General features: G+C 74.8%; 16 protein-coding genes. 5 read left to right on the top strand and 11 right to left on the bottom strand.

Features of this window, described 5'->3' with window-relative positions; genetic code table 11:
• Positions 1-65: 65 nt before the first annotated feature.
• From fahA to UXQ13_RS07795, 4 genes are read right to left on the bottom strand one after another with little or no spacing between them, the layout of a single operon-like run.
• Positions 66-1292 carry a fumarylacetoacetase gene (gene fahA / locus UXQ13_RS07810; protein ID WP_225234110.1) on the bottom strand — a complete coding sequence of 409 codons (1227 nt, stop codon included), beginning with the start codon at positions 1290-1292 and terminating at the stop codon, positions 66-68.
• Entirely contained in the window at positions 1289-2479 is a 1191-nt protein-coding gene (locus UXQ13_RS07805; protein WP_225234111.1) for a homogentisate 1,2-dioxygenase, read from the bottom strand. The genes fahA and UXQ13_RS07805 overlap by 4 nt, the downstream gene beginning before the upstream one ends.
• Positions 2479-4056 (bottom strand): FAD-dependent monooxygenase, encoded by a 1578-nt coding sequence (locus UXQ13_RS07800; RefSeq protein ID WP_336392123.1) that lies wholly within the window; start codon positions 4054-4056, stop codon positions 2479-2481. Before UXQ13_RS07800 ends, UXQ13_RS07805 begins: the two co-directional genes overlap by 1 nt.
• Positions 4053-5015, bottom strand: a complete 963-nt coding sequence (locus tag UXQ13_RS07795) for an MBL fold metallo-hydrolase (protein WP_225234113.1) — start codon at positions 5013-5015, stop codon at positions 4053-4055. Before UXQ13_RS07795 ends, UXQ13_RS07800 begins: the two co-directional genes overlap by 4 nt.
• Before the next feature lie 170 nt (positions 5016-5185).
• On the opposite strand from UXQ13_RS07795, the gene UXQ13_RS07790 reads away from it, so the two are divergent.
• Positions 5186-6616, top strand: a complete 1431-nt coding sequence (locus UXQ13_RS07790; RefSeq protein ID WP_225234114.1) for an alkaline phosphatase PhoX — start codon at positions 5186-5188, stop codon at positions 6614-6616.
• A gap of 43 nt (positions 6617-6659) precedes the next feature.
• Here UXQ13_RS07790 and UXQ13_RS07785 read toward each other — a convergent pair whose 3' ends face one another.
• Positions 6660-8588 (bottom strand): helicase-related protein, encoded by a 1929-nt coding sequence (locus tag UXQ13_RS07785; RefSeq protein ID WP_336392122.1) that lies wholly within the window; start codon positions 8586-8588, stop codon positions 6660-6662.
• Positions 8589-8904: 316 nt separating this feature from the next.
• On the opposite strand from UXQ13_RS07785, the gene UXQ13_RS07780 reads away from it, so the two are divergent.
• Entirely contained in the window at positions 8905-9909 is a 1005-nt protein-coding gene (locus UXQ13_RS07780; RefSeq protein ID WP_225234116.1) for a GGDEF domain-containing protein, read from the top strand.
• 41 nt (positions 9910-9950) lie between these two features.
• Positions 9951-10991 (top strand): GGDEF domain-containing protein, encoded by a 1041-nt coding sequence (locus UXQ13_RS07775; RefSeq protein ID WP_225234117.1) that lies wholly within the window; start codon positions 9951-9953, stop codon positions 10989-10991.
• Here the strand turns inward: UXQ13_RS07775 and UXQ13_RS07770 are convergent.
• Complete coding sequence (locus tag UXQ13_RS07770) at positions 10960-12087, bottom strand: NAD(P)/FAD-dependent oxidoreductase (protein WP_225234118.1); 1128 nt, start codon at positions 12085-12087, stop codon at positions 10960-10962. The genes UXQ13_RS07775 and UXQ13_RS07770 overlap by 32 nt on opposite strands.
• A 59-nt stretch (positions 12088-12146) precedes the next feature.
• On the opposite strand from UXQ13_RS07770, the gene UXQ13_RS07765 reads away from it, so the two are divergent.
• Positions 12147-12647 (top strand): DinB family protein, encoded by a 501-nt coding sequence (locus UXQ13_RS07765; protein WP_336392121.1) that lies wholly within the window; start codon positions 12147-12149, stop codon positions 12645-12647.
• Here the strand turns inward: UXQ13_RS07765 and UXQ13_RS07760 are convergent.
• From UXQ13_RS07760 to UXQ13_RS07740, 5 genes are all read right to left on the bottom strand, one after another.
• Complete coding sequence (locus tag UXQ13_RS07760; RefSeq protein WP_225234120.1) at positions 12638-13210, bottom strand: LOG family protein; 573 nt, start codon at positions 13208-13210, stop codon at positions 12638-12640. The two genes, UXQ13_RS07765 and UXQ13_RS07760, sit on opposite strands and share 10 nt — an antisense overlap.
• A gap of 105 nt (positions 13211-13315) precedes the next feature.
• Positions 13316-13783, bottom strand: coding sequence for a MaoC family dehydratase (locus UXQ13_RS07755; protein WP_225234121.1), 468 nt, complete (start codon positions 13781-13783; stop codon positions 13316-13318).
• The gene (locus UXQ13_RS07750; RefSeq protein WP_225234122.1) at positions 13780-15321 is read right to left on the bottom strand and encodes an acyl-CoA synthetase; all 1542 of its coding nucleotides are present in this window, start codon (positions 15319-15321) and stop codon (positions 13780-13782) included. The genes UXQ13_RS07755 and UXQ13_RS07750 overlap by 4 nt, the downstream gene beginning before the upstream one ends.
• Entirely contained in the window at positions 15318-16181 is an 864-nt protein-coding gene (locus UXQ13_RS07745) for an amidohydrolase family protein (protein ID WP_318250073.1), read from the bottom strand. Before UXQ13_RS07745 ends, UXQ13_RS07750 begins: the two co-directional genes overlap by 4 nt.
• Positions 16182-16194: 13 nt before the next feature.
• Positions 16195-17100, bottom strand: coding sequence for an SDR family NAD(P)-dependent oxidoreductase (locus UXQ13_RS07740; protein WP_225234124.1), 906 nt, complete (start codon positions 17098-17100; stop codon positions 16195-16197).
• A 76-nt stretch (positions 17101-17176) separates the two neighbouring features.
• On the opposite strand from UXQ13_RS07740, the gene UXQ13_RS07735 reads away from it, so the two are divergent.
• Positions 17177-17605, top strand: a complete 429-nt coding sequence (locus UXQ13_RS07735) for a MarR family winged helix-turn-helix transcriptional regulator (protein WP_225234125.1) — start codon at positions 17177-17179, stop codon at positions 17603-17605.
• Positions 17606-17608 lie beyond the last annotated feature (3 nt).

The raw sequence follows: 17608 nt of genomic DNA, 5'->3' as shown, positions 1-17608 counted from the left end.
AGGAGGGGGCTGTCCCCCTCTCGACGCCGGGTCCGGGGCGCCCCGGACGAGCCGGTGCCCGCACGCTACCCGGTCACCGGGGGTGCGACCTCGAGAGCGGGGACGACGGTGCCGGTGACCTCCCCGAAGGAGATCCGGGTGCCGCCGGGACCCGGCGCGGTGGCGGTGACGGCGACCTCGTCGCCGTCCTCCAGGAAGGTGCGCGGAGTGCCGTCGGCGAGGGCGAACGGTTCGGCCCCGCCCCAGGACAGCTCCAGGAACGACCCGCGCTGGTCCCGCCCCGGCCCGGAGACGGTGCCGGAGGCGAAGAGGTCGCCGGTCCGGACCGCAGCGCCGTTGACCGTGAGGTGCGCCAGCTGCTGGGCCGGCGTCCAGTACATCTGGTCGAAGGGCGGGGTGGCGACCAGTTCGCCGCCCAGGCGGACCTCCAGGGTGAGGTCCAGGCCCCACCGCAGCCCGGCGTCGTCCAGGTAGGGGAGGACGGCGGTCCCGCGGGCCGGCGGGTCGGTGCGCGCGGCCTCCAGCGCGGCCAGCGGCACCACCCACGGCGACACGGAGGTCAGGAAGGACTTGCCGAGGAAGGGGCCCAGCGGCACGTACTCCCAGGCCTGCAGGTCGCGGGCGGACCAGTCGTTGACCAGGCACACCCCGAAGACGTGGTCGGCGAACGCGCCCACAGGCACCGGGGTGCCCGGGGTGGACGGGACGCCGACGACGAACCCGACCTCGGCCTCGATGTCCAGCCGCGTGCTGGGCCCGAAGGTGGGCAGGTCATCGGCGGGGGCCTTGCGCTGACCCCGCGGGCGGACCACCGGGGTGCCCGACACGGCCAGCGAGCCGGCCCGGCCGTGGTAGCCGATCGGCAGGTGCTCCCAGTTCGGGGTCAGCGGGGCGGAGCCGGGTCGGAAGATGCGGCCGACGTTCTCGGCGTGGTGCCGGGAGCTGTAGAAGTCGACGTAGTCACCGACCTGGACCGGCAGGTGCATCGTGACGTCGGCGCGGGGGACGAGGTGCGGCTGCACGTGGTCCCGGTGGGCGGGGTCGGTGAGCCAGTCGGTGACCTGCGCCCGCAGGGCGGCCCACGCCGGCGGGCCGGCGGCCAGGAAGGCGTTCAGCGTGCCGGTGGTGTGCACCGGGTCCCCGGTCGCCCCGGCCAGGTCCAGTACCCAGCCGCCCACCGCGATGCCGGTCCGCGGGGCCCGGTCGGCGGTGGAGAAGATGCCGTGCGGCAGGTTCTCCAGGCCGAACCCGGTGTCGTCGGCCAGGTCCAGCCAGGAGCCGGAGTGGCTCACGCGCCGGGTCCGCGGCCGGACCACGTCCAGGCGTACTTCCCGTCGTCCGAGGCGCGGCCGCCCTCGCCCAGCCCGAGCGGCCGGAAGGTGTCGACCATGACGGCGAGCTCGTCGAAGTACTCGGCCCCCAGGGAGCCCTCGATGGCGGCGGGCTGCGGGCCGTGGCTGTGCCCGCCGGGGTGCAGGGTGATCGAGCCCTTGCCGATGCCGGACCCCTTGCGGGCCTCGTAGTCGCCGTCGACGTAGAACATGACCTCGTCGCTGTCGACGTTGGAGTGGTAGTAGGGCACCGGGATCGCCAGCGGATGGTAGTCGACCTTGCGCGGCACGAAGTTGCAGATGACGAAGTTGGCGCCCTCGAACACCTGGTGCACCGGCGGGGGCTGGTGCACCCGGCCGGTGATCGGCTCGAAGTCGCTGATGTTGAAGGCGTAGGGGTAGAGGCAGCCGTCCCAGCCGACCACGTCGAAGGGGTGCTCGGGGACGACGTGCACGGTGCCGGCCAGCCCGACCGGGCCGTCGCCGCGGTGCTTGACGTAGACCTCGACGTCGGTGCCCTCGACCAGCAGCGGCTCCGCCGGCCCCCGCAGGTCGCGCTCGCAGTAGGGCGCGTGCTCCAGCAGCTGGCCGTACTTCGAGAGGTACCGCTTGGGCGGTGCGATGTGGCTGTTGGCCTCCACGGCGTAGGTGCGCAGCTCGCCGTCGGGCACCCACCGGTGCGTGGTGGCCCGTGGGATGACGACGTAGTCGCCGGGGCCGACGCTCAGCGCCCCGAACACGGTCTCGACGACCGCGGTGCCGCGCTCGACGTAGACGCACTCGTCGCCGGTGGCGTTGCGGTAGTACGGCGACGTCTGGGAGGACACCGCGTAGGAGATCCGGACGTCGGCGTTGCCCAGCACCAGCCGCCGGCCGAGCACCGGGTCCCGGGCGGCGTCGGTGAACAGGTCGTGCAGCTTCAGGTGCCGGGGGACCAGCGGGGTGTTCGCCACCAGTGACTGGTCGGGCAGCTCCCAGGTCCGGGCGTCGACCAGCGAGCTGGGGACGCCGGAGTGGTAGAGCAGCGAGGAGTCCGAGGAGAAGCCTTCCTCGCCCATCAGCTCCTCGCGGTACAGGGCGCCCTCGGGGGAGCGGTGCTGGGTGTGCCGCTTGGGTGGGACGCTGCCCACCTGCCGGTAGAACGCCATCAGACGAGCTCCATGTTCTGGGTGACGATGCGGCCGAGGGCCGCGGCCAGGTCGGCGGGGTCGGTGAGGACGGCGGCCACGTGCGCGTCCGGGCGCAGCAACCAGATCTCGCCGGGGCGGGCGCCGAGGATCCCGGCCAGCACACCGCTGGGGTCCAGGTCGGCCAGCCGGTGGACCGCCACCGGCGCCCCGCCGTCGTCCGCCCGGCCCGTGGGTGCGGGGGCGTCGTCGGCGAGGAGGACGGTCAGGCCGTCCCGGGCGAGCTGGCGCAACCGAGTGAGGTCGGGGCGACCGGCGACCGTGACCGGGCAGTCGGGCACCAGCACCCCGGGTGCGGCCGGGGGCGCCTCCCCACGCGGCGGGCGACCGGCGAAGGGGCGGCCGGGGTCCGGGGTGGTGAGCGGGGACTCCACGTACCAGAACGGCTCGGCCAGCCGGCCGCTGTCGACCTGCGCCCGGGCGGCCGGGTCGGTCGTCGCCCGCTGGAGGACGTCGACCCGGTGCGCGGCCTCCTCCGCGGTGCCCGGCACCAGGAAGCGCATGGTGGCCGCGGTGACGTCCAGGTTCTCCACGGCCGCGGCGTGCCGCTCGGCGGAGTAGCTGTCCAGCAGGTCGTCCCCGGCCCAGCCCCGCCGGACGAAGGCGATCTTCCAGGCCGCGTTCTCCGCGTCGAGCACCCCGGAGTTCAGGCCGCGGGCGCCGAAGGGGGAGACGAGGTGGGCCGCGTCGCCGGCGACCAGCACCCGGCCGACGCGCATCCGGTCGACCACGCGGGAGTGGAAGCGGTAGACCGACTTCCAGACGACCTCGTAGGGCCGGTCGCCGATGACCTGGCGGATCTTGGCGTCCAGCCCGCCGGAGGCCTCCTCGGTCGCCAGGTCGAAGTCCGGCGGCACCTGCCAGTCGATCCGGAAGGTGGAGTCCGGGCACGGGTGGATGAGCACCTGGCGGCCCGGGTTCCAGACCGGGTCGAAGTAGAACCGGCGCTCGGTCTCCCAGCCGGGCAGCTCCGTGCGGATGTCGCAGATGAGGAACTGGTCGCCGAAGGTCTGGCCGTCGAAGGTCAGGTCCAGGGCCCGGCGCAGCACGTCGGCGCGCGGTCCGCCGCAGACCACGGCGTGGCTGCCGCGGTGCTCGCTGCCGTCCGCGCAGCGCACGGTGACGCCGTCGTCGTCCTGGGCGAGGTCGGTGACCTCGTGGTCCCAGCGGACGTCGACCAGCGGCTGGTCGGCGATCGCGGCGTCCAGCAGCTCCTCGGTCAGGCACTGGCTGACGTTGACGAACGGCGGGAAGGGGGAGCGACCCCGGTCGACGAAGTCGAAGCTGAACACCTCGTGGTCGCGGTGGAACGTGCGCGCGGTGGTCCAGGTGACCCCCTGCCGGGCGACCTCCGCGCCGACGCCGACGGCGTCCCAGACGTCGAGGACGTCGCGCTGCTGGCAGATGGCCTTGGACCCGACGAGGTCGCGCCGGGGCCGGCTGTCCAGCACGACCACCGGGATGCCCCAGCGGGCCAGCAGCAGGGCGGTGGTCTGGCCGACCGGTCCGCAGCCGACGACCAGTACGGGCTCGGTCATGACTGCAGCTGGTCCCACACCTGGCGGTCGCGCTCGGCGGTCCAGATGACCGGTCGCTCGACGCCGGAGAACTCGTCCCACAGCCGGGAGACGTCGAAGGGCAGGCAGTGCTCGAAGATCGGCCAGTGCCCGAAGGTGGGGGCCAGCGCGGCGTGGGTGGCGTCGAAGGCGTCCTTCAGGGTGCCGCCGGCGCGGTGCGCGGTGCCGACCGTGTCGTGCATGGTGGTGAGGAACGAGCGGGTCTGCTCGACGGCGGCGTCCACCTCGTCCCGGCCCCGGGCGATCTTCCCGCGACCGCCGACCAGCTGCTCGGCGCCGAAGGCCTTGACCCGGTCCAGGGTGCCGGCGGCCCAGTCGAAGTGGAAAGCGTCGCCGGTGTAGAGCGCGGCCTGGGACTCGACGAGGTCCCCGGCGAACATGATCTTGTGCTGGGGCAGCCAGGCGACGATGTCGCCCTCGGTGTGGCCGCGGCCGACGTGCTCGAGGACCAGGTCGCCGCGGTCCCCGCCCAGGTCGATGGTGAGCTTGTCCCGGAAGGTCATCGTGGGCCAGGTCAGCCCGGGGATGGACTCGGGCTCCTCGAACAGCCGGGGCATCCGGCCGTACTCGGACTCCCAGTCCTGCTGGCCGCGCTCGGCGATCAGCCCCTTGGTCTGCTCGCTGGAGACGATGACCTCGGCGTCGAACGCGGAGGCGCCCAGCACGCGGACGGCGTGGTAGTGGCTGAGCACCAGGTAGCGGACCGGCTTGTCGGTGTGCTCGCGCAGCTTGGCCAGCCAGCGGCGGGCGGCGACCGGGGTGGCCAGGGCCTCGAAGCAGACCAGGAAGTCCTCGCCCTCGATCGCGCCGAGGTTGGGGTCGCCCTCGGCCGTCAGGGCGTAGACGCCGTCGGCCAGGACCTCGAGGGTCTGCTCCTTGACGCCCAGGTCGGCGGACGAGGCGAACGACTTCGCGGCCACAGGTCACTCCTGATCCATATGCGAGCACGATGCTCGCCTTGGGAGTGACCGTAGAGCTGTGTGAGCCGGGGCACAAGACCCGTCGTCTTCGCCCGGGGTTCCCCTGCCGGTCACCTCCGCCGCGCAGGGTGACCCGGGTCGATGTCCCCCCAGCGTTCGGAGCCCGACCCATGACGACGTCCGACGAAGCCACCCGCTCGGTCTCCCGCCGCGGCTTCATCTCCCGCACCGCGGTGACCGGCCTGGGCATCGCCCTCGTGGGCAGCGTGGACACCCTGTTCGGCGCCGGCAGCGCGGCCGCGGCCCCCGGCGGCGTCCCCGGCCGGCCCGGCACCCCCGGCCCGGGGACCGGGTACGGCCCGCTCGTGGCCGACCCGCGCGGGATCCTCGCGCTGCCCCGCGGCTTCAGCTACACCGTCGTCGCCCAGGCCGGCGTGACGACGATGGAGGGCGGCGTGGTCACGCCCTCGGACCCCGACGGCACCGCGGCCTTCACCCGCCCCGGCGGCCGCGGCGCGGTGCTGGTCAACAACCACGAGATCGGCGGCGACGAGCCCTACCGGGTCCCCGCGGTGCCGGGCCTGACCTACGACCCCGGCGCCGGGGGCGGGACGACGACCATCGAGGTCGACCAGCAGGGCCGCCGGGTCGCCGAGCGGGTCAGCCTGGCCGGGACGCACAACAACTGCGCCGGCGGCCGCACCCCCTGGAACACCTGGGTCTCGTGCGAGGAGACCGAGGCCGTGCCGACCGCGACCAACGGCCTGACCCAGCGGCACGGCTACTGCTTCGAGGTCGACCCCTACGACCAGGCCGCCAACCGCGATCCGCGCCCGATCAAGGCCCTGGGCCGCTTCGCCCACGAGGCGGTGGTCGTCGACCCGGACACCTCCGAGCTCTACCTGACCGAGGACGCCGCCAACCCCAACGGTCTGCTCTACCGCTGGACGCCGCCGGCCGCCGCGCTCCCGCTCGGCAAGGGGTCGCTGCGGCGGCTGGGTCCCACCGACGGCACGCTGGCCGCGCTGCGGGCCACCCGGGACGGCGTGCTCGTGCCGGACCTGAACCAGGCCACCGAGATCGGCACCACCTACGCCACGGAGTGGGTCACGGTGCCCGACCGGGACGCCGCGACCATGTCGACCCGGCTGCAGGCCTACGCCCAGCCGATCACCCGGGCCCGCAAGCTCGAGGGCATGTGGTGGGGCGACGGCGGTGTGTACTTCGTGTCGTCGTTCGACCGCTCCCTGGACGCCCCGCACGACGGCCAGGTGTGGTTCCTCGACCCGCTGGCCGACACGATCCGGCTCACGCTGCGGTTCGCCTACACCCCGGCCGACCAGGACTCCGACGTCGACGGGCCGGACAACATCACCGTCTCGCCCTACGGCGGGCTGATCATCGCCGAGGACGGCGAGGGCAAGCAGCACCTGGTCGGGTCCAACTCCGCCGGGGAGACGTTCTTCTTCGCCCGCAACGACCTCAGCGGGTCCGAGCTGGCCGGGCCGACCTTCTCCCCGGACCGGAAGACGCTGTTCGTCGGGATCCAGGAGGAGGGCTACGTGCTCGCCATCCAGGGCCCGTTCGCCCGCCAGCACTGACCGCACCGACGCGCCCCGGGTGCAGCACCCGGGGCGCGTCGGGTCAGCGTGCCCCGGTGGGGCCGCCGGCCGAGCGGCCGCGACGGCGGTGCTTGGGGCGCGCCGAGTCGCTGCGCGGCGGACCGGCGTCCGAGCCACGGCCGCGGTCGGCCCGGTCGTGCGCCTGCGGGTCCTGCCGGCCGCCCGCGCCGACGTCGGACTTGCGCGGCTTGCGCCCGCCGGCCCCGCGCCCACCGGCGGACGACCCCGACGACGACGGGGCCTGGGACCGACCCGCGCCGGCCCGGGGCGGACGGCGGTCGGACGACGGGCGCCCGCTCGGCCGGGTGCCGCAGTCCCGGCAGGTGGTGAACCACGGCGCGATGCCGGTGCCGCAGCCGGTGCACCGGGCCGCGGTGGACAGGCTGATCGCCTCCGGCAGCAGCTCGGTGATCTTGTTGGCGCAGCGCTCCTCGACCTCGGCCGCGTCGGCCGAGGTGAGCCCGGCGACGCCGGGGAACGAGCGCAGCAGGGTCTGCGCCTCGCGGGCCTGCGCCGCGGCCTGCTCGTAGTCCTGCACCGTCGAGCTGCGCGGCACGGCCGGCAGCACCAGCTCCCGGGACACCGCCAGCCCGGCCTCGTGCTGCAGGGCGGCGCGGGCCAGCGCCAGCCAGCGCACCTTGCGCGGCGGGTCGTGGTCGATCGCCAGGTTGATCAGCCGCCACACCGTCCACAGGTCGGTGGCCAGCGGGCCGCGCAGCATCGGCAGCAGGGCGTGCACCCGCAGCACCAGGCCGCTGACGTCGTCGGGCACCATCGCCTCGGTCTTCGTGGCGGTGCGCGCCCACATCGACCACCGGGTCAGCGCCTCGGGCAGGTCGACGGCCTCGAAGGCGCCCAGGTCGTCGAGCTCGGGGCGCAGCCGCGGCTTGCGGTTGGGCAGGTCGCTCATCACGTCGCCGCGGGCGACGGCGGCACCGGCGGCGACCAGCGAGGCGAACGGCTTGAGCCCGGCGATCCCGCCCAGGACGCCGACCTGGCCGTGCCCGGTCAGCCCGTACCGCCCGGCCCGGCCGGCGATCTGCGCGGCCTCCCAGGTGCGCAGCGGGCGCATCTCGGTGCCGTCGAACTTCTGCGTCTCGGCGAACAGCACCGTCGTGGCCGGCACGTTGATGCCGTGCCCGATGACGTCGGTGGTCACGAGCACCTCGAGCTCGCCGCGGGTGAACCGGGCGATGACGTCGCGGCGGGTGGCCGGGGGGAGCGCGCCGTAGAGGACGCCGACCTTGCCGCGCCTGTGCGGGTCGAGCTGCGCGGCGACGGCGTAGACGGTCTTGCGGGAGAACGCGACGACCAGCGTCTGCTCGCGGACCTGCGAGGGCTTCACCGGCGCGGGCAGCACGTCCAGCCGGGACAGCCGCTTGTGGTTGACGACGACGACCTGCTCGGCGTCGGCGACCAGCGGCTTGAGCAGCAGCAGCGCCTCGGCCGCGGAGATCAGGTGCATCTCGCGGTACTCACCGGTCAGCAGCAGCCGGGCCCAGTGGTGGCCGCGATCGGGGTCGGCGACCCAGTGCGACTCGTCGAGCACCAGCATCTCCCCGCGCGGCGGGGCCTTCTCCACCGTGCAGCAGACGATCGGCGCGTGCGGGTCGATCTCCTCCTCGCCGGTGGACAGCCCGACGGTGCCCGGGGGCAGCTGGGCGGAGAGCTTGGCGTAGGCCTCGTGCGCGAGCTGGCGCAGCGGGGCGGCGTAGACCCCGGAGCCGGCGGCGGCCAGCGCCTGCAGCGACTCGTAGGTCTTGCCGGAGTTCGTCGGGCCGAGGTGGAAGACCACGTGCTCGGGGCGGGTGGTGCGCACCGGCAGGGCGGGCTCGGCGCCGTCGACCCAGGTCTGCTGGGCGCGGCGCTCGTCGCGGCTGCGGGTGGAGGCGTCGGTCGTCCGCTGCGCCGGGCTGCGGACCCGGCGGCGGGAGGTGGGGGAGTCGGTCACGGTGTCCTTCGGGAGCTGGGGATTCGGGGGTCGGCGCAGTGCTGCGCTCGGGACCTCACCAGGGGGAACAGCGGCCGGTGCCGATCTGTGCCCGGCTCCACGGTCCCACACCCCCACCCCAAGGGGTGGCCGCGCGGCACGACGCGCACAGCTGGTCACCGCGGCGGTCGATGTCCTGGTCGTGCCCCCCGCTGCGTCCCTGCGTGACCGCGGCCCGACCCCGGTCGGTGCCCGCGGGCCGTCGGCGACCCCGTCGGCAGCCCGCGGCCGGGGACCGCGGTGGTCGCAGCCCGTCCGGCCGGGGCTGACCCGGTTGGTGGCCGCACCGCTGCTGCTCAGCGGCGCCGGGCTGCTGGCGGTCGCGCTCGTCGTGCTGCCCCCGGCCGCGGGCTCGGCCATCGGCTGGGCCCTGGCCGGAGCACTCGTGGTGCACGCCGCGGTCGTCTGGCTGGTGCCGGTGCGCACCCGGGCCGGCGACCTCGCGGCGGCGACGGCGGCGCTCACCGCGGTCGCCGCGGTCACCGTGAGCACGGTGCTGGTCGCCGCCGGGCTGCACGCCTGGGCGATCCTGCTCGCGCTGCCGGTCCTCTACGCGACCAGCATGTTCACCCGGCCCGCCGCGGTGGCCGTCACCGCGCTGACCTGCCTGGGCGGCTCGCTGGTCCTGCTGCTCACCGGGACCCCGGGCGAGGGGGTGCAGGTCGCGGTGGACGTGCTGCTGGTCTGCGGCTGCCTGGTGATCCTGGCCGTCTTCGTGGTGCACGGCATGGAGCACATGGCCGCGCTGGTCGCCGAGCTCGAGCGGGTGGCCGCCGTCGACGGGCTCACCGGCCTGGTCACCCGGCGGGTGCTGGACGACGCGATGGCCGCCTCCCTCACCACCGCCCGCTCGGCCACCGGCACCGCGCTCGTGCTGGTCGACCTCGACCACTTCACGTCCGTCAACGACGTCCACGGCCACCCGGTCGGCGACGCCGTCCTGCAGCACGTCGGCGCCGTGCTCACCGCGGCCGTGCGCAGCACCGACGCCGTGGTCAGCCGGCTGGGCGGCGACGAGCTGGCGGTGCTGCTCCCCGGCTGCCCGGTCGAGGTCGCCGCCGGCCGTGCCGCGGACCTGGTGGACGCCGTCCGCAGCACCCCGCTGCTGCTGGCCGACGGCACCCCGCTCCGGCTGACCGTCAGCGTGGGGGTGGCGCACGCGCCGGACCACGCGGCCGACGTCCGGGCCCTGTACGCGGTTGCCGACGCGGCCCTGTACTCGGCGAAGCGGGCCGGGCGCGACGGGTTCGCCGTGGCGGGTGCGCCTGCCCACCTCGGGTGAGGGGGTCTGCGGCCGGGTCGCGCCCCGGCCGATGGTCAGGTGTGCGAGCACCCCAGGGACTCCGAGCCCGCGAGCCGGTCGCGGCGGCGCGGGCAGCGGCGACGTTGACCGGCTTCAGCGGGCTGCTCCTGCTGCCGTGGACGCTGTTCCTGCCGCCCCGGCTGGCGCCGCTGCAGATGGCCGGCTGCCTCCTGGTGGCCCTGCTGCTCATCGGGACCTCGGTGGCCCTGGTGCGGGGCGGGGCCGACCGGTTCGACCGCGCCGGCGTGCTCTTCGCCGTCCCCGCGCTGGGCTCGGTGACCGTCGGGGTGACCAACCTGGTCACCGCGGACACCTCCGCGGCGGCCCAGATCTTCCTGGTCGTGCCGGTCCTGCTCGCCGCCACCCAGCTGCGCCGCGCCGGCGCGCTGCTCGCCGCCGGCGTCGGCGTGGTGGGCAGCGGTCTGGCCACGGTGGTGGTCGACCCCACGGCGCAGGGCTTCACCGACGCCGTCGTCGTGGGGACGGCGATGCTGGCCGTCACCGTCGTGCTCGTCCGGTCGGCCGACCGCCGGGACCGGGCCTTCGAGGTCGTGCACCGGCAGGCCACCGCCGACGGCCTGACCGGCCTGCTCCGGCGCGGGGCGGTCGACGCCGCGCTGGCCGACGCGGTCGCCCGGGGCCAGGTCGCCGTGCTCATGGTCGACGTGGACGGCTTCAAGCGGATCAACGACGTGCACGGGCACCTGGTCGGGGACGAGGCGCTGGTCCACCTGGCCGACGTGGTGCGCGGCCAGGTCCGGCACACCGACTGCGTGGTCGGCCGGCTCGGCGGCGACGAGCTGGTCATGGTGCTGCCCGGGTGCACCCGCGAGGGCCTGGCCGGGCGTGCCGCCGACCTGGTCGCCGCCGTCCGGACGGCCCCGCTCCCGCTGGCCGACGGCCGGCTGCTGCCGCTGACCGTCAGCGTCGGCGGCGCGCACTCGCCGTCGGACGCGGACGACCCGAAGGGGCTCTACGGCGCCGCGGACGCGGCGCTCTACGCGGCCAAGCGGGCCGGCCGGGACCGGTTCAGCACCGCGGCCGGGGCGCGCGTCGGCTGAGCGAGGCGACCGCCGACCCCAGGGTGCGGGCGGTCAGCCGCCCGTCGGCCAGGCCCAGCGCGACCACGTCGTCGAAGACCCGCTGGTCGGCGGCCGCGGCCCCGAAGGCGGCGTCCATCAACCAGGGCCGGCTGCTGAGCCGGGAGGCCGCGGCGGTGTGCTGCAGGTGCCGGCCCAGCCGGCGCTGCAGCGCGGTGCGGAACACCCGCCCGGCGTCCGCGCCGTGCGCCGCCGCGGCACCGGCGAGCGCCCCGGACAGCACGGCGTAGAAGATGCCCTCGCCGGTCATCGGGTTGATCAGGGAGACCGCGTCCCCGGCCAGCAGCACCCGGCCGTCGGGCTGGCGGGGCCGGCCGGTGGACAGCGGCAGCCGGTGGGCCCGGAGCTGCTCCGGTGCGGTGCCGGGCAGCAGCCGGTGCAGGCCCTCGAGCAGCCCGGCGCGGGTCGCCCCGCCGCTGACCAGCTCGCCGTAGCCCACGTTGGCCCGGCCGTCGCCGATCGGGAAGGACCAGGCGTAGGCCGGCCAGCGCTGGTCGGTCGTGGTGATCACCTGCACGCCGGGGTCCCCGGCCGGCGCGTAGCCGCGGATCGCGATGGCCAGCCGGTCCGGGCGGTTGGGTCCGATCCCCAGCGCCCGCCGGACGACGGACTCCGCGCCGTCCGCCCCGATGAGCACCCCGGCGGTGAGCACGCCGTCCACGTCGACGCCGGCGGGACCGGTGGTGACCCGGCGGACGGTGTGCCGGCGGAACTGCGCACCGGCGTCCAGCGCCGCGGCGAGCACCCGGCCGTCCAGCACCGCCCGGGGGACGACGACGGCCGGCCGGTGCATGGCCCGCTCCACGGTGCGGCCCGACGGCGACGTCAGCCGCAGCCGCGGGACGGCGGGGTACCCCGCGGTGACCGCGTCGACGTCCACCCCGAGGGCGGCCAGCACGTCCAGCGCCTCGGGGGCGATGCCGTCGCCGCACACCTTGTCCCGCGGGAAGTCCGACCGGTCCAGGACCAGCACCGATGCCCCGTGCCGCCGGGCGGCCAGGGCCGCGGCCGCGCCGGCGGGACCGCCCCCGACCACGACGACGTCCCAGGACTCCACGCGCCCGACGGTAGGTGGTGGGGCTTCCGCCCGCGGCCCGACCGGGCCAGGGTGGGGTCGTGGACGAGCACGAGCTGTGGTTGCGGTCGATCGCCGACCAGCGGGCCGCCTTCCGGGCCGCGGTGTCGGGCCTCACCGAGGAGCAGGCGCGGGCGGTGCCCAGCGCCAGCGCGCTGTCGCTGGCGGTGCTGGTGAAGCACGCCGTCTGGGGGGAGGACACCTGGGTGGGCGCGCGGGTGGGCGGGGTCGTCCCCGACGAGGGCCCGGCCGGGTGGGTGGCGGGCTTCGAGCTGACCCCCGAGGACACGGTGGCCTCGCTGCTGGCCCGGTGGGACGTCGTCGCCGGGCGCACCGAGCAGGTGGTCCGGGCCGAGCCGGACCTGGGCCGGCCGGTGCCGTTGAGCGCGGAGACCCGGCAGTACGTCGCCGCCGACGTCGAGCCCACCGTCCGCTGGGTGCTGCTGCACCTGGTCGAGGAGCTGGCGCGGCACGCCGGGCACGCCGACGTCGTGCGCGAGACGGTCGACGGCAAGGGCGCCCAGGAGCTGGCTCAGCCCTGAGGCGGCTTCCGCCACTTCCGCTCGGGGTGCCGGTAGCCGGACACGAACTCCAGCAGGCCGTCGGCGGTGTGCACCACACCGAGGGCGTCCAGGCGGCGGCCGTCGAGGTACCCGTCGTCGACCATCCGGTGCAGCTGGGTGAGCAGCGGCTGCCAGAAGTCGTCGACGTCCAGCAGCAGCGTCGGCTTGGCGTGCAGGCCGAGCATGCCCCAGGTCCAGGCCTCGAAGAGCTCCTCCAGGGTGCCGGCGGCACCGGGCAGGGCGACGAAGGCGTCGGACAGGTCGGCCATCGCGGCCTTGCGCTCGTGCATGGTCTGCACGACCCGCAGGTCGGTCAGCCCGGGGTGGGCGAGCTCGTCGTCGACCAGGTGCTGCGGGATCACCCCGACCACCTCGCCGCCGGCGGCCAGCGCGGCGTCGGCCACCGTGCCCATCATCCCGACCCGGCCACCGCCGTAGACGATGCCGACGCCGGCCCGGGCGAGGGACTCGGCGAACCCGGCCGCGGCGTGCTGGTGGGACGGCGGGCCGGCCTGCGACCCGGTGAAGACGGCGATGCGCATGCCCGGCACCCTGTCACGCCCCGCCCGGGCAGGCATGGGAGCCCATGCACCCGGGGACGGGGCCCGTGACCGGGTGCATGGGCTCCCATGCCGTCGTGTGCGGGGTCAGGAGGCGGGTGCGCCGTACGCGCGGGTGACCCACTCGGCGATGCAGACCGGCTTGTCGGCGCCCTCGCGCTCGATGACGACGGCGATGGTGTTCTGCACCCCGCCGGCGACCTCCTCGACCGACTTCAGCGTGGTCGTCGCGCGCACCCGCGAGCCGACCGGGACCGGGGCGGGGAAGCGGACCTTGTTGAGGCCGTAGTTCACGCCCATCACCGCGTCGCTGATCGTGTACGTCGCGGTGGCGAGCGGGACGGCCAGCGAGAGGGTCATGAACCCGTGGGCGATCGGGCCGCCGAAGGGGCTCTCGGCCTTGGCCCGCTCGACGTCGACGTGGATCCACTGGTGGTCACCGGTGGCGTCGGCGAAGGTGTTGACCGCCTCCTGGGTGATCTCGTACCAGTCGCTGGTGCCCAGCTCGGTGCCCTGGAGGCCGGCGATCTCGGCGATCGTCGTGGTGGTGGTCATGCGTCACTCCTCGGTGAGTACGTGGATCTCAGGTCGGGCTTGCGGATCTTGCCGGTGGCGGTCTTGGGCAGCTCGGTCACGAACCGCACCTGCTTGGGCACCTTGAACCCGGCCAGCTTCTCCCGCAGCGCGGCGCGCAGCGCCTCGGCGTCCTGCACCGCCCCGGGGGTCGGGACGACGACGGCCAGGCCGACCTCGCCCCAGTGCGGGTCCGGGACACCGATGACGGCGACCTCGGACACCTCGGGCAGCTCCAGCATCGTGGACTCCACCTCGGCCGGGTACACGTTCTCCCCGCCGGAGATGATCATGTCCTTGTACCGGTCGCGGATGTAGAGGTAGCCGTCCTCGTCGGTGGAGCCGGCGTCCCCGGAGTGGTACCAGCCGTCGACGATCGCCGCGGCGGTGGCCTCCGGTGCGTTCCAGTAGCCGGCCATGATGTTCGGCCCGGACAGCACGATCTCGCCGACCTCGCCGGGCGGGCAGGTCGTCCCGTCCGGTCGCACGACCTTGACGTCGGTGAAGAACTGCGGCTTGCCGGCCGACCCGACGTGGTCCGCCGCGTCGGCGCTGTCCAGCGCGGTGCCGGCCGGCGCCGACTCGGTCATCCCGTACGCCTGCTGCACGGTGATCCCCCGGTCCAGCCAGGTGCGCAGCAGCGGCAGCGGCAGCGGCGCCCCGGCCGCGCCGATGGTGCGCAACGCCGACAGGTCGAGGGTGGCGAAGTCCGGCTGGCGGCTGAGCGCGTCGAGCATCGTGGGGACGGCGAAGAACGACGTCACCCGCTGCTCGGCGATGACCGCCAGGGTCGCCGGCGGGTCGAAACCACGCACCAGCACGCCGCAGCCGCCGCGCATGAGCGTGGGGTTGAGCGTCCCGTTCAGCCCGCCGATGTGGAACAGCGGCGCCAGCGCGAGGGTCCGCTCGTCCGGGGCGAAGTCGAAGCCGAGCACCTGGCTCATGCACGACCAGGTCATGTTCCCGTGGGTCAGGACCGCGCCCTTGGGCCGGCCGGTGGTCCCGGAGGTGTACATGATCAGGCAGACGTCGTCGAGGGTGACCGGCTCGTCCCGCTGCACCGGCTCGGCACCGGCGAGCAGCTGCTGCCAGTCCAGCGAGTCGGCGCCGCCGGCCAGCGGGGTCTCACCGGCCACCCAGGTGCGGACGGCGGGGAGCGCCTCGCGGAGGGCGTCGGCCGTCGTCCCGTGCTCCCGCCCGTGCACGACCAGCGTGGCGCCGGAGTGCTCGAGCACGTACTTCGCCTCGGGCGGGGTGAGCCGGGCGTTGACCGGCACCCAGATCGCCCCGAGCTGGCCGCAGGCGTAGAGGGTCTCCAGGCCGGCCGGGTGGTTGGCGCCGAGCCAGGCCACCCGGTCACCGCGCTGGACGCCGAGCCCGGCCAGCGCCGCCGCGGCGCGGCGCACCCGCAGCGCGAACTCGCCGTGCGTCGTCGTCGTGCCCTCGAACCACAGAGCCGGCTTGTGCGCGGAGCTGCGCAGGTGCCGCTCGGGCCACGAGCCCAGGCCGGCATTCCTCACCTCAGCCCCAGGGCGCGGATCGCGTTCTCCTTGAAGATCAGCGGCTTGACCTCGGGCTTGATGTCGAGGGTCTCGAAGTCGGCCATCCAGCGCTCGGGCTTGAGCAACGGGTAGTCCGACCCGAAGAGCACCTTGCGCTTGAGCAGGCCGTTGGCGGCCTTGACCAGCTGCGGCGGGAAGTACTTCGGCGACCAGCCGGACAGGTCGATGTAGACGTTGGCCTTGTGCGTGGCGATCGAGATCGCGGAGTCCTGCCAGGGCACCGAGGGGTGCGCCATGATGATCGTCAGCCCGGGGAAGTCGGCGGCGACGTCGTCCAGCAGCATCGGGTCGGAGTAGCGCAGCTTGATGCCGCGCCCGCCGGGCAGGCCGGCGCCGATCCCGGTCTGGCCGGTGTGGAACAGCGCCGGGACGCCGAGGTTCTGCAGCTCCTCGTAGAGGGGGTAGACCGCGCGGTCGTTGGGCTCGAAGGCCTGGATCGACGGGTGGAACTTGAACCCGCGGACGTCGTGCTCGGTCACCAGCTTCCGGGCCAGCGCGATGCCCTTGGCGCCGCGGGCGGGGTCGACCGACCCGAACGGGATCAGGACGTCGGGGTGCTGGGCGGCGAGGTCGGCGATCTCCTCGTTGCTCAGCGCCGGGTGGCCGGTGGCGTGCTCGATGTCCACGGTGAACACGACCGCGGCCATGTTCTTGGCCCGGTAGTCCGCGGCGATGTCCGGGACGGTGGGGTCGTAGGGGTCGCCCTTGAAGTACTTCGCGGCCGCGGCGTTGAGCTCGTCGTCCAGCGCCAGGTGGCCGTGGGTGTCGGCGTGCACGTGGGTGTGCACGTCGATGGCGACCAGGGCGTCCAGGTCCAGCTGCAGGGCCATCTCAGGACTCCGGCTCGAACTGCTGGCCGACGGTCTGCTTCGAGGCCTCGAACGTGGGGCCCCAGGCGTCGGCGATGGCCTCGGCCGACCAGCCGGTGCCGTCGGCGAACTCCACGACGGTCTCGACCGGGTGGGTCCACAGCGCCAGCCGGTCGCCGCCGATGCCGATGGCCTGGCCGGTGATGCCGGCGGCCTCGTCGGAGGCGAGGAAGGCGATCAGCCCGGCGACGTCCTGCGCCGACCCGAAGCCCAGCTGCTTGCGGGCGTAGGGCGGCAGTGGGTCGCCGTTCTTCAGCGCGGTGACGTAGGGCTCCAGGAAGGGCACCGTCTCGGTCATCGCGGTGGCGGCCACCGGGACGACGGCGTTCACGGTGATCTGCGCCCGGGCCAGCTCCATCGCCCAGGTGCGCACCATGCCGACGATGCCGGCCTTGGCCGCGGCGTAGTTGGTCTGGCCGAAGTTGCCGACCTGGCCGGTGGGGGAGCCGATGCAGATGATCCGGCCGCCCTCGCCCTGCTCGCGCAGCTTGACCGCGGCGGCGCGGGTGCAGGTGAAGGTGCCGCGCAGGTGGGTGGTGATGACCGCGTCGAACTGCTCGTCGGTCATCTTCCACAGCGTGGTGTCGCGCAGGATGCCGGCGTTGTTGACCAGCACGTCCAGCCGGCCGAACTCGGCGACGGCGCGGTCGACCAGGGCCTGGGCGGCCTCGCTGGACCCGACGGGCACGACCTCGGCGACGGCGCTGCCCCCGTCGGCGGTGATCGCGTCGACGGCGGCCTGCGCGACCTCGGCGTCCACGTCGTTGACCACGACGGCTGCGCCGCGGCGGGCCAGCTCCTGGGCGTAGGCGAGGCCGAGGCCCCGGCCGGATCCGGTGACGACGGCGACCTTGCCGGTCAGCTCCACGGGTTCTCCTCGGTGCAGGGGGTGGTGCCCGGACCGTAGGTCGGTATCATGGAGGTTGTCAACGATGGAGGTGTTCATGGGTCACCCGCTGACCGACGACCTGGGGTTCCTGCTCTCCCGCGCCAGCGGCGCCGTCGTCCGGGCGACCAACGCCGCGCTCACCTCGCACGGGCTGCGGGTGCGCCAGTACTCGGTGCTGGTGCTGGCTTGCGACGCCGCGGACGGGGTGACCCAGCGCGAGCTGGCCGACGTCCTGGGGCTGGACCCGTCCCAGGTGGTGCTGCTGGTCGACGAGCTGGCCGGTGCCGGGCTGGTCGAGCGCCGGCCGTCCGAGGCCGACCGGCGCACCCGGCTGGTGGTGGCCACCGACGCCGGCCGGCGGGTGCGGGCCGACGCCGAGCGCGCGGCGACCGAGGCGGTCGAGGTGCCGCTGGGCCTGCTCGCCGAGGCCGAGCGCGAGCGGCTGCGGGACATGCTCACCCGCATCTGGACCGCGGCCGGCTGACCC

The sequence above is a fragment of the Klenkia terrae genome, from assembly GCF_037083865.1.
Taxonomy (GTDB): Bacteria; Actinomycetota; Actinomycetes; order Mycobacteriales; family Geodermatophilaceae; genus Klenkia; species Klenkia terrae.
This window is presented reverse-complemented; position numbering and strand designations above follow the sequence as displayed.

Bases quoted from the DNA above. Each gene is read 5' to 3' on its own strand.
- UXQ13_RS07805 (WP_225234111.1), bottom strand. From the start codon at position 2,479: ATGGCGTTCTACCGGCAGGTGGGCAGCGTCCCACCCAAGCGGCACACC.
- UXQ13_RS07760 (WP_225234120.1), bottom strand. From the start codon at position 13,210: ATGCGCATCGCCGTCTTCACCGGGTCGCAGGCCGGCCCGCCGTCCCAC.
- UXQ13_RS07735 (WP_225234125.1), top strand. From the start codon at position 17,177: ATGGGTCACCCGCTGACCGACGACCTGGGGTTCCTGCTCTCCCGCGCC.
- UXQ13_RS07790 (WP_225234114.1), top strand. From the start codon at position 5,186: ATGACGACGTCCGACGAAGCCACCCGCTCGGTCTCCCGCCGCGGCTTC.
- UXQ13_RS07800 (WP_336392123.1), bottom strand. From the start codon at position 4,056: ATGACCGAGCCCGTACTGGTCGTCGGCTGCGGACCGGTCGGCCAGACC.
- UXQ13_RS07755 (WP_225234121.1), bottom strand. From the start codon at position 13,783: ATGACCACCACCACGACGATCGCCGAGATCGCCGGCCTCCAGGGCACC.